The organism is Stenotrophomonas sp. 24(2023) (genome assembly GCF_030913365.1).
GTDB lineage: Bacteria > Pseudomonadota > Gammaproteobacteria > Xanthomonadales > Xanthomonadaceae > Stenotrophomonas.
This window is the reverse complement of the sequence record NZ_CP133160.1, coordinates 1305099-1318860: the sequence shown is the minus strand read 5'-3', so window position 1 is coordinate 1318860 and position 13762 is coordinate 1305099. Positions and strand designations below refer to the sequence as shown.

Here is a 13762-nt window from a genome sequence, read left to right as displayed (position 1 = left end):
TCGGAGCACTGGCGTGAACGTTCGTCCGATCGGGCGCTGGCAGCTGGCGGCCCGGCGCAAATCCCTGGAAGCGGTGGTGGCCGATGGCGAACGCGCCGGCCTGCACCGCCGGCTGGGTGCAGGCAGCCTGCTGGTGCTGGGCGTGGCCAACATCCTGGGCGCCGGCATCTACGTGGTGACCGGCACCGCCGCGGCCAGCTTCGCCGGGCCGGCGGTGGTGCTGGCCTTCGTGCTGGCCGCGCTGGCCTGCGGCTTCACCGGCCTGTGCTATGCCGAACTGTCCTCGGTCATCCCGGTGTCCGGCTCGGCGTATTCGTACTGCCAGGTGACGCTGGGCGAGGGCGCGGCCTGGGCGCTGGCGTGGATGGTGATCCTGGAATACCTGCTGGCCGCCGCCGCAGTGGCCGCCGGTTTCGCCGGTTACCTGACCAGCCTGCTGGGCGATCTGCACGTGCAGGTGCCCTTGGCGCTGGCCACCTCCAGCGTGGTGGCCAGCGCGCAGGGCGGGCATACCGTGCTGTCCTTCAGCGGCGGCATCAACCTGGTGGCGGCACTGGCCGTGCTGGCTGCCGCGGCGGTGCAGATTGCCGGGGTGGGACGCTCGGCGCTGGCCAACCTGGTGCTGGTGCTGATCAAGATCGCCGTGCTGCTGGCCTTCATCGCGGTCGGCGTGCAGTTCATCGACACCGCGCACTGGCAGCCGTTCCTGCCCGCCAACGAGGGCGGTTTCGCCTACGGTTGGCCCGGCGTGCTGCGCGCGGCGGCGATGCTGTTCTTTGCCTACCTGGGGTTTGAAACGGTGTCCATGGCGGCAGCGGAAGCGCGCCAGCCGCGGCGCGATGTGCCGGTGGGCATTCTCGGTTCGCTGGTGGTGTGCACGGTGTTGTACATCGCTGCCGGTGCGGTGCTGACCGGGTTGGTGCCGTTCCGCGAACTGGGCGTGCCCGATCCGGTGGCATTGGCGGTGGACCGCATCGGCTGGCCGGGCTTTGCGGTACTGATCAAGATCGGTGCGCTGACCGGCCTGGGCTCGGTGCTGCTGGCCAATGCCTACGGCGCGTCGCGCATCAGCCTGAGCATCGCCCGCGACGGACTGCTGCCGGCATTCTTCACCCGCGTGCATCCGCGGCTGGGTACGCCGTGGCTGGCCAGCGTGGCCTTCGGCAGTGCCAGTGCGCTGCTGGCCGCGCTGCTGCCGATCAGCATCCTGGGTGACCTGATCTGCCTGGGCATCGCCTCGGCGTTCATCGTGGTGTGCATCGCGGTGATGTGGCTGCGCTCAACCCGGCCGGAACTGCGTGGTGGCTTCCGCGTGCCGCTGGGCGGCGTGCGCATCGGCCGGGTGTGGCTGGGCGTGGTGCCGGTGCTGGGCATCGTGATGTGCCTGGCGATGATGGCCCCGGTGCTGGGGGACATGGTGGCGCAGGTGCGCCGTGGCGATCTGCTGCCGGCCAGCATCCTGCTGGGCTACGTGCTGGTGGGTGCGGCGCTTTATCTCGGTTATGGCCAGCGCCGTGCGCGCCGGCAGGTACAGGACACGACGGCATGATTCCTGATGAGTTTCCGCTGGCCCAGGCCCTGCAGCTGGGCTGCCTGGATGCGCATGACCAGTACGCGCTGGTGCGCCGTGGCGAGGTGTCGCCACGTGAACTGACCGCGGCGGCCATCGTGCGTGCGCGGCACCTGGACCCGGCGCTGGGAGCGTTGAGCCATGTGGATTTCGACGCGGCCCTGGACCGGGCCGGGCGCATCGAGCGCAGCGCACCGATGGCCGGCGTGGCGTGGCTGCCGAAGGATTCCCTGCGCTACCCGGGCATGCCCACGCGCGGGGGCTCGCGTTCGCGCACCAGTCTGCCCGCGCTGGAGGCGCCGCCGTTCGCACAGCGTTTCGACCGCGCCGGGCTGGTGGCCATCGGCAAGAGCGCGATGCCCGAATTCGGGCTGATGGGCTCCACCGAACCGTTGCTGGGCCCGGTCACCCGCAATCCCTGGCAGCCGACGCATTCGCCGGGCGGGTCCAGCGGCGGTGCCGGTGCCGCACTGGCGGCCGGCATCGTGCCGCTGGCCCATGGGAGTGATGGTGCCGGTTCGATCCGCATTCCGGCCTCGGCCTGCGGCGTGGTCGGCCTCAAGCCCGGCCGTGGCACCACGGTGGCGGTGCGCGGGCGCCACGCCATCGAAGACCTGATCGTGGCCGACAGCCTGATGTCGCGCAGCGTGCGTGATACCGCCTGGGCGTTCGCTGCGGCGCATCCGCAGCCCACGCTGCCGGTCGATGCATTGTTGCGCCCGCCCGGCCCGCTGCGCGTGGGGATCATCAGCACCTCGCTGGCCGGGCTGGAGCCGCATCCGGCGGTAGCGGCCGTGCTGGACCGGGTGGCCACGCTGTGCGTCTCGCTGGGCCATGCGGTGGAGAAGACAAGCTATCCGCTACCTGCCGATGGCATCTGGCAGGCGCTGCATACGCTGTGGTCGCGGCTGGGCCAGGATGCGGTCGAGCTGGCCACCGCACAGGGCGGGGACGAATTCGCGACGCTGTCGCTGGAGCCGTGGACGCACGGCCTGGCCCAGTACCACCGCGCGCGTTGCGGCGTGGCCGAACTGGAGCAGGCCTACCGCATCGTGGCTGAACTGCCCGCCGCCTTCGCCGCCTTCCACCAGCGCTTCGATGTGTTGCTGACGCCTACCGTGCGCACGCCGCCACCGCTGCTGGGCGAACTGGCCCCCGATCGTGATTTCGACAGCGTGCTGCCGGCGATGTTCCAGTGGATCAGCTACACCCCGCTGCAGAACCTGGCCGGTACGCCCGCCATCTCCCTGCCGCTGGGCCAGGCCGATGGGCTGCCGGTGGGCGTGCAGTTCGCCGCCGACCGTGGGCAGGAAGCGATGCTGCTGCAGTTGGCGGCACAGATCGAACAGGCCGTGCCGTGGCACGACCATTGGCCACGCATTTCCGTGGCCGCCGCCTTGAAGGAGACGTACTGATGGGACATGCCCGCGACAGCCGCTATGCGGCGCGCCACGGCGAGGATGTACTGCGCCTGCTGGCCGAGCAGCCGTTCGCCTGGCTGGTGTCTGCCGGTGGCGAGGATGCGGCGTTCACGCCGCTGCCATTGCGCGCCGAGTGCGATGCAGAGGGCGTACTGGTGGCCCTGCGCGGCCACCTGGCCCTGCGCAACCCGCATGTGGCGCGGTTGCTGCGCGATGGCCGCGCGCAGGCGCTGCTGATGGGCCCGCATGCCTATGTCTCGCCCAGCTGGCTGGACGACCGCACGCAGGCGCCGAGCTGGAACTATGCCGCGGCCATGTTCGACCTGGACGTGGCAGTGAGCGCGGAAGCGGATGACATCCGCGACGAACTGGATGCGTTGATCACGCAGATGGAAACCGGCCGCCCCAAGGCGTGGTCGCTGCCGGAAATGGGCGGGCGCTATGCACGGCTGGCCAGCGGCGTGGTGGTCCTGCGCGGGGTGGTCCGCGAGGTGCGGGCCACCTTCAAGCTGGGCCAGGATGAAGCCCGCCACGATTTCGCCCAGCTGCTGCTGGGCCTGCAGGCCGGTGGCGAGCACGCGCTGGTGGCATGGATGCAGGATTTCGCCGGCGCGGCGGAGGATCGCGCATGAGCCGCAGCCTGGACGCGCTGGACCCGCAGATCCGCCAGTTCATCGAAGCGGTCTGCACCGAAGGTGCACGGCTGCGCGCCGGGCGCACGCTGGGCTGGCCCGAACAGCGTGCCATCGCGTCGCTGGCGCGCGCGCCCTGGCGCGAAGGTGGGCCCGTGATGCGCGAGGCGATGGATGTGCGGCTGGGGTCGCCCCACGGCAGCTTCGGCGTGCGTGTGCTGTACCCGCAGACGGCGCCCACCGCGCCACAGCCGGCCCTGGTGTACCTGCATGGCGGGGGCTGGTGCCTGTTCGGGCTGGATACCCACGACCGCCTGCTGCGCGAGTATGCGGCGGCCACCGGGTTGCCGGTGGTGGCGATCGATTACAGCCTGGCGCCGGAACATCCGTACCCGGCGGCACTGGACCAGGCGGTGATCGCACTGGAATGGCTGCGCACGCACGGTGCCGACCTGGGCATCGATGGCACGCGCGTGGTGCTGGCCGGTGATTCGGCCGGCGCCAACCTGGCCGTGGCCACCGCGCTGCGGCTGCGCCTGGCCGGGCAGCTGCAGCATGTCCGTGCGCTGGTACTGAACTACGGTGCGTGGACGCCGGTACTGTCGGCCGTCGCACGCGCCACCCTGGGCACGGCCGATGACATGCTCAGCGGCGAGGAAATGGATGCGTTCTGGCAGGCCTACCTGGGCCCGGGGGCCGAGCAGGTGGCCACGCCCCTGTCGGCACCGCTGCAGGCGGCGCTGCATGCGCTGCCACCGGCGCTGTTGCTGTGGGGCGACCGTGACGTGCTGGCCGAGCAGAACCAGGCCATGGCCGAGCGCCTGGCAGAAGCGGGGGTGCGGGTGCAGACGCGGATCTATGCCGGTGCACCACACAGTTTCATCGAGGCCATGGCGGTGTCCACGCAGGCGCAGGATGCCATCGCCCGCGGCGCGGAATGGATGCGCCATCATCTGAGCGATACCCGACAGGAGGAACCCGCCGCATGATGCCACTGCTGCCCCGGATGCTTGTTGCCTGCCTGTGCGCCGGTATGGCCTGGACCGCACAGGCGGCCGATCGGCCGGCGGCGGTGGTGCCGACGCCGGACATGATCATGCGCCTGAAGGCCGTCGGCGATCCGCAGATCGATCCGCAGGGCCGCTGGATCGCCTACACGGTGGGAACACCGCAGGACCAGGGCCGGCCGCCGCTGAGCCGCATCTGGCGCGTACCGGCGTCCGGCAGCGGGGCGGCCATCGCGCTGCCGGCCCCGGACGGCGCCAACGAGGAACACCCGCGCTGGCGTGCCGATGGCCGCTTCCTGGATGTCCTGTCCAATCGACCGCTGCCGGCGGGCAGCGCGGCAGCGGACACGGCCGATACCCAGGTATGGCGGCTGGACACACAGGGCACGGCGGCGGAGCCGCTGACCCGTTCAGCAGGTGCGGTATCGGCCTTCGAGGTGAGCGCCGATGGCGCGCGCATCGCCTACATCGCCACTGATGCGCCCAGCCCGGCGGAGGTGGCGCGGCGCGATGCGCGTGATGATGCCGCGGTGGTGGAACAACCCACACGGTTCGCACGGGCATGGCTGCGTGACCTGCGCAGCGGTGCCACCCGCGCGCTCAGCGCGGTGGGAACCCAGGTACATGACCTGGCCTGGGCGCCGGATGGCCGCACGCTGGCGCTGCGCGTGTCCGAGGGCACCACGCTCAATGACTACTGGTACCGCTCGCGCGTGGTGCTGGTGGATGCCGCCACCGGCGCGCTGGTGAAGGTGCTGGAACCGCGGGCGTCCGCCCACCCGTTGCAGTGGTCGCCCGATGGCCGCCGTCTGCTGTATGGCCATCTGGGCGAGCACGGCATGGTGGCGGCGTTGACCGTGCAGGACATCGCCAGTGGCGACCGCGTGGTGCTGGCAGGCGACTGGAAGGGCACGCTGTGGCAGGCGCGCTGGCAGGATGCGCGCACCCTGGTCGGCCTGGGCCAGCGCGGCGTGCGCGGTGCCTTCCTGCGCCTGCAGGCCCGCGATGGCCGCTGGCAGGAAGTGGCACGTCCGCAGATTCCGTTCGCGGCACTGAGCACCTCGCGTACCGGCCGCACCGCCTACCTGGGCATCGCCGATGACCAGCCGACCGAGGTGTGGACGTTCGATGGCACGGCGCTGGCCGCGCGTACCACGACCCACCCGGAAGTGGCGGGCTGGGCGCACGGGCAGGTTCGCGAGTTGGCCTGGACATCCTCGCGCGATGGCCTGCCCATCACCGGCCTGCTGGTGACCCCGCCGGGCTGGAAGCCGGGCACGCCGCTGCCCACGCTGGTGCAGGGCCATGGCGGGCCGGCCTGGGCATGGTGGTCGGGCTGGCTGGGGTCATGGCATGACTGGGCGCAGCTGCTGGCCACGCACGGCTATGCGGTGTTCCTGCCCAATCCCCGCGGGTCCGAAGGTGGTGGCGCGGCCTTTACGGAAATGGCGCGCAACGACTGGGGGGGCGGCGACTTCCAGGACATCCTCGATGGCGTGGACATGCTCGAGCGCGAGGGCGTGATCGATCCGCAGCGGCTGGCCATCGGCGGCTGGAGCTACGGTGGCTACATGGCGGCATGGGCGGTCACGCAGAGCACGCGATTCCGCACGGCGATCGTGGGTGCCGGGGTGATCGACATCGGGGCGATGGCGCTGACCACCGACACCCCCGATTATCTGCCCGGCTACTTCGGCGATCCGCTGGCCCACCGTGCCACCTACGATGCGCATTCGCCCATCCGCCATGCCGACCGCATCCGCGTGCCGGTGCTGATCCTGCATGGCGAGCAGGACAAGCGCGTGCCGCTGGCGCAGGGCGAGATGCTGTACCGCGCGTTGCGCTTCAGCGGAACACCGGTGCAGATGGTGACCTACCCGCGTGGCCCGCACTGGTTCTTCGAACAGGCGCACGGGCGCGATGTGCAGCAGCGGGTGCTGGACTGGCTGGATACGCAGCTGGGCGTGGAGCGCCCGCGATGAGCCACGCCGTGGAGATCGCCTTCATCGGTGGCGGGCAGATGGCGCGCTGCCTGGTGGAGGGCCTGCTGCGGCGGGGCACGCCACCAGCACGGATCGCCGTGGCCGATCCGCTGGCGAACGCGCGTGAGGCACTGGCCACGCAGCTGGGGGTCAGCGTGTACGCGCAGGCGGCGGATGCCGTGCGGCAGGCACCGGTGTGGGTATTGGCGGTGAAGCCACAGGTGGCGCATGAGGTCTGCCAGTCACTGTCCATGCTGGCCGTGCGCCAGCGCCCGCAGGTGATCTCGATCATGGCGGGCGTCACGCTTGCGTCGCTGCAGCAGTGGCTGGGTATCGACACAGTGGTGCGCAGCATGCCGAACCAGCCGGCGGCGATCGGTGCCGGCATCACTGCGCTGCACGCGGCCGGGGTGCTGGATGCCGGGCAGAGGGCGCAGATCGAGGCAGTGTTCAGCGGCGCTGGTGCGACGCTGTGGCTGCACGATGAAGCGCAGATGGATCTGGTGACGGCAGTGGCCGGCAGCGGCCCGGCCTATCTGTGCCTGCTGGCCGAAGCGATGCAGCACGCCGCCGCATCGCGCGGGCTGCCGGCGGACACCGCGCGGCAGCTGGTCACGCAGACCCTGCTGGGGGCGGCGCGCATGCTGGATGAAACCGATCTGCTGCCGGCGCAGCTGCGCGAACGCGTGACCTCGCCCGGCGGTACCACCGAGGCGGCCATCGCCGTGTTGCAGCAGGCCGGGTGGCCGCAGCAGGTGGATGACGCCGTGGCTGCGGCCAGTGCCCGCAGCCGGGCACTGGCCACACCGCCGGCTCAGTAGCGGTACTGCCAGGTCAGCTTGAGCACGCGCCCACGCCCGGAGAAATAGCTCGGGTTGGTGGGCGTGGTCTGCGAGTAGTAGCTGATGTACTGGGTATTGGCCAGGTTCTGCACGCCCAGGGTGAACACGTGCTGGTCCATCGCATAGCGCGCCACCAGGTCCAGCGTGGTGTAGCCGTTGAAGCGGGCGGTTTCCTTGCCGCGGGTACTGAAGTCACGGTCGAAGGCGCGGCTGGCCTGCAGGCGGGTACTGAAGGCATGCGTCCAGGCCTGTTCCCAGAAGGCGGTCATGCGGTTGGGCGCGATGTTCACCCCGGCCAGGTCGCTGTCCAGCCGTCCATCCTGGTCGGCATCGTAGCGGCCATTGGCACGCGCATAGCCCAGGCCGACGCGGCTGTCGCCCAGGCGCACCGCCAGGTTGGTTTCCAGCCCTTCGACCTTGGTGGCCTGGCGCTGCACGTTGTAGGCATCGATGCCGGCGTCATAGACCAGCAGCGAGCCCAGGTCCGATTCGGAGATGTAGTAGGCGATGTCGCCGCTGAAGCGGCCGTCGTCGTATTCCAGGCCCACTTCGCGGTTGTTGGACACCACCGGGGACAGGTCCACCAGGCTGTCCACGCGCTGGCCGGGAAGGGTGATCGCGCGCAGCACGCGGCCGACATCGGCCACGGTGTAGCCTTCCGAATACGACGCGTAAGCGTTGAGGCGGTCGTTGATGTACCAGACCGCGCCGAGGTTGGGCAGGGTCTCGCTCATGGTCGGCTTGCCGCCGGCCACGGCGCGGCTGCCATAGCGCGGCAGGGTCGTGTAATCGCCGACCTCCAGCTCGCCCTTCTCATAGCGCAGCCCGCCGGACAGCAGCACGTGCGCGGTGGGCCACCAGTGCACCTGCAGCAGCGGCGACAGGCTCTGGTAGGTGGTCTGCGGCACCCAGTTCATGCCGCTGGCCAGCAGCACCTGGTGGGTGCGGTCGCGCAGGCCGTCGATGCCCACGGTCAGGTCGAGCGTGCTGCCGCCGATGCGCTGCCAGGCCTGGGTCAGCTTGAAGCCGCGCTTGTCCGATTCGTTCTGGGTCTGGTCCCAGGCAGCGTTGGCGCCGGTATTGCCCCACGGGTCCCACTGGCTGGCGCCGTAGCGGCCTTCGAAATCCACCGCGAAGGCCTGCGCCTGGAAGCGCCCGCCCAGCAGCGAGGGCGCGCTGTAGTCCACGGTCAGCGACTGCGAGCGGTTCATCGGCGGGTCCAGTGGCGTGTCGCCGCGCACCGACACGGTGGGCTTGCCCAGCCGGTAGTCGCCATTCACGGCCAGGTAGTTGTCCAGGCCGCGCAGTTCATAGCGGTTGGCCATCAACTGCAGGCGCTGGCCGTTGTCGAAGTTCCAGCCGACCTTGGCGAACACGTTCGACGATGTGGAATCCATCAGCTCGCCCTGCGCGTTGGTGCCGATGGCGCGGCCCTTGCCGTCGTAGTACAGGCCCTGGCGCTCGTAGGCCAGGCCGGCGACCAGGTCGAGGTGGCGGCCGCGCGTGCCGATCAGCGCCGAGGCACGCTGCCCGTCGTCATCGCTGCGGCGCGGTGCGGCCGTGGACAGCGACAGCGTGCTGTCGAGCATGAACGTGCCCGGCTCGCTCGGCGCGCTGCGGGTGATGATGTTGACGATGCCGCCGGTACCGCCGATGCCCTGCAGTGCGTTGGCGCCGTGGATCACCTCGATGCGCTCGATCATCGCCGGGTCGATGGTGTGTGAATCGCGCGAGCCGTCGCGCAGCGGCGTGGACTGCGGCACGCCGTCGACCATGTACAGGATGCCGCGGCCGCGCAGCGTTTCACCGTAGTTGGACATTTTCTCGCGCGCTGGCGCGAAGGCGGGAATCTGCGCGGACAGCAGCCGTGACACATCCGCGCCCAGCGCCAGCTGCTGCTCGATGTCCTGGCGGGTGAGCACGGTGATGGTGTTGGGCATGGCCGTTTCGCCCTGCGGCATGCGCGCGGTGGAGGCCGACACGGTGACCCGGGCCAGCGAGGTCGCAGAGGCCGTCGGCGGCGCCGGCGCACGCGGTGCGGCAGCCGGGGCGGTGGCGCGGATCACGTAGACGCCGGGGCTGCGTTCCTCGGCCTGCAGCGGGTGGCCTGCCAGCAGCTGCTGCAGGGCATCGCGCGGGGCCAGCGTGCCGTCCAGCGCCCGCGCACTGCGGCCAGCGGTGGCATCAGACGGGAACAGCAGCTGCAGGCCGGTCTGCCGGGCCAGGCTGTTGAGCGCCTGTTCCAGCGGCCCGGCGGCGACGTGGATCGTGCGGGGCGCTGGCGTGGGCTGGGCCAGGGCCGGCAGGGCCGTGCACAGGCAGGCGGCCAGCAGGCCGGGCGCGAGCCGGCGCAGGGCCGGGGAGGGAGAGCGGGTCATGCAGGGTCCTTCACTGGGGTTCGTGCTGTCTGCCGTCCGGCACGGCCGCCAACCCACCCTCGGCCGTCATGGCGGCCGCCGCTGGATGTGCACGCTGCCATCGTCACCGGCCTGCACGACCACCGGCAGGATGTCCGGCAGCAGCGCCAGGGCGGTGGCGCTGCGATCGCTGTCGAACACGCCGGAGACCGCCAGCGTGCCGAGCGTGGGGTCGTCCAGTACGATGCGGCCGGCGTGGTAGCGCTGCAGTTCGGCCAGCACCTGCACCAGCGGCGTGGCGCTGAACTGCAGGCGGCCCTGTGGCCAGTCCTGCTGGCCAGCGGTGATCGGCATCGGCCGGCCGACCCCGTCCGGGCCGGCACTGACCTGTTGCCCGGGCTGCAGCCGCTGCTCATCACCCTGTGCCGGTACGCGCACCCCGACGCTGCCCCGCCACAGCATCACCTCGCTGCGCGCACCGCGGCGGCTGACATCGAACACCGTGCCGTAGTTGCGTACCTGCACCGGGCCGGCATCGACCTGGAACCGGCGCCAGTGCGAGGACACCACCGCGAAGCGTGCCCGCCCCTCAAGCAGCGCGACGCGGCGGCTGAACAGATGGCGCTGCACGCGCACGTGGCTGCCGCCATCAACGGTGAGGCGGCTGCCATCGGCCAGCACCAGGGCGCGCCGCTCGCCGGGCGCGGTCTGGATGTCGCTGGCGGGCAGGCCGGGGTCCCATGCATACAGCCCGACCAGTGCCAGCAGGCAGCCTGCGGCGGTGCCGGCAAGCGCGGGCGTGCGCCGTGCCGGGCGCAGGGCCTGCGCGTCCGGCATCGGGAACAGCTGCCGGAGCGCATCGCGGTGGCGGTCGATCGGTGTTGCTGCGACCGCTGGCGTGGGCATGCCGTCGGTGGCCGTTGCGTCGTGGCGCTCGCGGGTGCCGGGCCTGTCGCGTGGCGTGTTCATGCCAGCCGCCCTGCGCGGCAGCTGGCCATGGCCAGGCGCAGGTGCCGTTCCACGGCCTTCAAACCGATGCCCATGCGCTGCGCGACCTGCGCCTGCGGTACCTCGTGGATCTTGTGCAGGATGAACACCTGGCGGCGACGGCGTGGCATCGCCTCGATGGTCGCGACCAGCCGCGCCAGTTCCTGTTCGCCATCCAGGCGCTGTTCCATCGCCGGTTGCGGGCAGGGCGCATCGGGCAGCTGCTGCCGTGCTTCCACCCAGTGTCGGCGCAGGTCTTCGGCACGGCAGCGGTCCACCGCGGCATCGTGGGCGATGCGTCGCAGCAGCGCGATCGGCTGCTGCGCATCGGTGCGTGCGGGGGCTTCCAGCAGCCGTACGCAGACATCGTGCACCACCTCGCGGGCCATGCCCGGGGCACCGAAGCGACGGCGCACGTAGGCCACCAGTTCGTCGTAATGGCGCACCAGCGAAGCAACCAGCGACGGGGCCGGTGGGGATGAGGGAGGCGGTGATGTCATGCGTCGGGCGGGAAAGGGCGGAAGGGCGTGCGCGAAGGCCCTGCATCCCTGCAGGCTGTTCCAATGTTAGTGCGAAGCATTCGCATCTGCTATCGTTAACACAATCGTAACCCGCGCCTCAGCCGCCGCTCCGGGCGTTTCCTCCCCAAGCAGGCCCTGCCATGTCCCTGATCGCCTTCCCCTCCCGCGCCCCCGCGCGCACGCTGCTGTCCGCCGCCCTGCTGCTGGCCCTGCCATTGGCCGCACACGCGCAGGCCCCGGCCGATGCCGGTGACGCCACCACCCTGGATGCGGTGCGGGTCAATGCCTACCGCACCACCACCCATACCTCCGGTGCGACCAAGACCGATACGCCGGTGGCCGAGATGTCCCGGTCGGTGTCGGTCATCGCCCGCGAGGAACTGGATGCACGCGGCGTGCAGAACCTCAACGAGGCCATGCGCTATGTCGCGGGCGTATCGCTGGAAAGCACCGGCATCGACAACCGCGTGGATGACTTCCGCATCCGCGGCTTCGATGCCGGCAGCTGGAGCAACAACGTCACCCTCGATGGCATGCGCGCGCCGCAGGGCGGGCAGTGGAACCGCACCATGGTCGACAGCTGGAACCTGGACCGCGTGGAGGTGCTCAAGGGCCCGGCAGCGGTGATGTATGGCCAGGTGGCGCCCGGTGGCATGGTCAACCAGGTCAGCAAGACCCCCACCCCGGACCAGCAGCAGGTGCTGCGCGTGGGCATCGATGGCAACGGCCAGTACAACAGCGCGTTCGACGTGGGGGCGGCCTCGGCCGACCAGCGCCACCTCGGCCGCCTGGTGGGCCTGTACCGCGATGGCGATACCCAGATCGACCACACGCAGCAGAAGCACGGGTTCCTGGCACCGAGCTACACCTTCCAGATGGCCGAGCACACCCGCCTGACCCTGCTGGGGCTGTACCAGCGCGATGACGGCGGTTCGACCTACCAGTTCCTACCGCAGGCAGGCACCCTGCAGCCGACCCGCTACGGCTACATGAAGAACACCACGTTCATCGGCGAACCGGGCTGGAACACCTACGACCGCACGGTATGGACCGCCGGCTGGCTGTTCGAGCACGCTTTCAACGCGCACTGGACGCTGAGCCAGAGCGCGCGCCGCACGCATGTGGATTCGACCTTCCGGACCGTGGTCACCAATGGTGGGCTGAACCCGGATGGGCGCACGCAGAAGCGCCGCGCCACCTGGGGCGAGGGCGATTCGCGCGGGGACACGGTGGATACCCGCGTGACCGGAAAATTCAGCACCGGCGCGGCCGAGCACACCCTGCTGCTGGGCGTGGACTGGCAGAAGGCCGATTGGACCGCCGCACGCGGCACGATGGGCACGCCGAACGACCAGCCCACGGCGATCGACATCTTCAACCCGGTGTACAGCGGCTACATTCCGGCCACCACCTCGATCGGCTACTCCGGTGGCATCAACCGCCAGACCGGCGTGTACGTGCAGGACCAGATCGCGCTGGGCGCGTGGCGCTTCACCGCCGGTGGCCGCTACGACTGGACCGATGATGACACCTGGGCACAGAACTACACCGTGGCCACCGGGGTCTACGCGCCACGCGTACCCAGCCGCATCAAGAACGAAGCGTTCACCGGCAATGCCGGCGTGCTGTTCGTCACCGACAGTGGCTTCACCCCGTACCTGAGCTACGCCGAATCCTTCCAGCCGGCCAGCAGCACTATCCTCCAGTCGTTCACGCGCACCCCCTTCGATCCGGTCACCGGCAAGCAGTGGGAGGCCGGCGTGAAGTACCAGCCGGCGCGCATCGATGGCCTGGTCACGCTGTCGGCCTACGACCTGCGCCAGCAGAACATCCTCGTCGACGACCCGGACATCGGCCACATGAACTGTGGCAGCACGGGCAACGCCCGGTGCCAGATACAGGGGGGCGAAGGCCGGGTGCGTGGTGTGGAACTGGAAGGGCGGATCACCCCGCTGGCCGGCTTCAGCGTGATCGGTGCGGCCTCGTGGATGGATTCGGAGGTCACCCGCAGCACCAGCGGCTACACCGGCAAGCAGCTGGCCATGGTGCCGGACTGGACCGCGGCGCTGTGGGGCGACTACACCTTCCAGGCCGGCGCGCTGGAGGGGCTGAGCCTGGCGGCGGGCGTGCGCTACAACGGCCAGAGCTATGGCGACAGCGCCAACGCGTTCCACATTCCGTCCTACACCCTGTGGGATGCGGCCATCCGCTACGACCTGGGCGCCATCGGTGGCGTGGGCACGCTGCTGTCCATCAACGCCAGCAACCTGGCCGACAAGCGCTTCGTGTCCACCTGCACCGGGGTGTCCTCGTGCTACTACGGCACCGGCCGCACGGTGACCGCCACCGCACGTTTCAGCTGGTGATGCCCGGCCGGACGGCGCCGTGGGGGCGCCGTCCGCGTGAAACGTGAATGCGTTCATAAATTCACGCGATCGTAACT

10 protein-coding genes are annotated in these 13762 nt (G+C 70.4%); 7 read left to right on the top strand and 3 right to left on the bottom strand.

Annotation, left to right across the window (positions count from 1 at the left end; genetic code table 11):
- Positions 1–13: 13 nt before the first annotated feature.
- The 6 genes from Q9R17_RS05800 to proC are packed head-to-tail and all read left to right on the top strand — an operon-like array spanning position 14 to position 7433.
- Positions 14–1549: an amino acid permease gene (locus Q9R17_RS05800; RefSeq protein WP_308157485.1), complete on the top strand. Its 1536-nt coding sequence runs from the start codon at positions 14–16 to the stop codon at positions 1547–1549.
- Positions 1546–2985, top strand: a complete 1440-nt coding sequence (locus Q9R17_RS05795) for an amidase family protein (RefSeq protein WP_308157484.1) — start codon at positions 1546–1548, stop codon at positions 2983–2985. The genes Q9R17_RS05800 and Q9R17_RS05795 overlap by 4 nt, the downstream gene beginning before the upstream one ends.
- Positions 2985–3623: an FMN-binding negative transcriptional regulator gene (locus Q9R17_RS05790; RefSeq protein WP_308157483.1), complete on the top strand. Its 639-nt coding sequence runs from the start codon at positions 2985–2987 to the stop codon at positions 3621–3623. Before Q9R17_RS05795 ends, Q9R17_RS05790 begins: the two co-directional genes overlap by 1 nt.
- Entirely contained in the window at positions 3620–4612 is a 993-nt protein-coding gene (locus Q9R17_RS05785; RefSeq protein WP_308157482.1) for an alpha/beta hydrolase, read from the top strand. The genes Q9R17_RS05790 and Q9R17_RS05785 overlap by 4 nt, the downstream gene beginning before the upstream one ends.
- A complete protein-coding gene (locus tag Q9R17_RS05780; RefSeq protein WP_308157481.1) occupies positions 4609–6612 on the top strand; it encodes a S9 family peptidase in 2004 nt (667 codons plus the stop codon). The genes Q9R17_RS05785 and Q9R17_RS05780 overlap by 4 nt, the downstream gene beginning before the upstream one ends.
- Positions 6609–7433 (top strand): pyrroline-5-carboxylate reductase, encoded by an 825-nt coding sequence (gene proC / locus Q9R17_RS05775; protein ID WP_308157480.1) that lies wholly within the window; start codon positions 6609–6611, stop codon positions 7431–7433. Before Q9R17_RS05780 ends, proC begins: the two co-directional genes overlap by 4 nt.
- Here the strand turns inward: proC and Q9R17_RS05770 are convergent.
- From Q9R17_RS05770 to Q9R17_RS05760, 3 genes are all read right to left on the bottom strand, one after another.
- The gene (locus Q9R17_RS05770) at positions 7427–9832 is read right to left on the bottom strand and encodes a TonB-dependent receptor (protein WP_308157479.1); all 2406 of its coding nucleotides are present in this window, start codon (positions 9830–9832) and stop codon (positions 7427–7429) included. The genes proC and Q9R17_RS05770 overlap by 7 nt on opposite strands.
- Before the next feature lie 66 nt (positions 9833–9898).
- Complete coding sequence (locus tag Q9R17_RS05765) at positions 9899–10780, bottom strand: FecR domain-containing protein (protein WP_308157478.1); 882 nt, start codon at positions 10778–10780, stop codon at positions 9899–9901.
- Positions 10777–11298, bottom strand: coding sequence for an RNA polymerase sigma factor (locus Q9R17_RS05760; protein WP_308157477.1), 522 nt, complete (start codon positions 11296–11298; stop codon positions 10777–10779). The genes Q9R17_RS05765 and Q9R17_RS05760 overlap by 4 nt, the downstream gene beginning before the upstream one ends.
- Before the next feature lie 161 nt (positions 11299–11459).
- Here Q9R17_RS05760 and Q9R17_RS05755 point away from each other — a divergent pair, with 161 nt between their 5' ends.
- Positions 11460–13685, top strand: a complete 2226-nt coding sequence (locus Q9R17_RS05755) for a TonB-dependent siderophore receptor (RefSeq protein ID WP_308157476.1) — start codon at positions 11460–11462, stop codon at positions 13683–13685.
- Positions 13686–13762: the final 77 nt, after the last annotated feature.